This window comes from Vibrio sp. 10N.222.49.C9 (assembly GCF_041474985.1).
In the GTDB taxonomy this organism is placed as follows: domain Bacteria; phylum Pseudomonadota; class Gammaproteobacteria; order Enterobacterales; family Vibrionaceae; genus Vibrio; species Vibrio crassostreae_C.
On sequence record NZ_JBFRVD010000137.1, the window covers coordinates 1 to 233 of the forward strand.

A 233-nucleotide genomic window follows, 5' to 3' on the forward strand; every position below is an offset into this window, starting at 1 on the left:
TGGAGGCGCCTCCCGGAGTCGAACCGAGGTCCACGGATTTGCAATCCGCTGCATAGCCACTCTGCCAAGGCGCCTTCAATAGTGTTTTAAGAGAACAACTCTTTTGATTAATACCAAGCGAGGTAATAATCAAATAGATGGTGCCCCGGGCCGGACTTGAACCGGCACAACGCGAACGTCGAGGGATTTTAAATCCCTTGTGTCTACCAATTCCACCACCAGGGCACGCAATT

2 tRNA genes are annotated in these 233 nt (G+C 51.5%); both read right to left on the reverse strand.

What is annotated here, in order from left to right:
- Window positions 1–74, reverse strand: a tRNA-Cys gene (locus tag AB4585_RS22350).
- A gap of 64 nt (window positions 75–138) precedes the next feature.
- A tRNA-Leu gene (locus tag AB4585_RS22355) sits at window positions 139–225 on the reverse strand.
- Window positions 226–233: the final 8 nt, after the last annotated feature.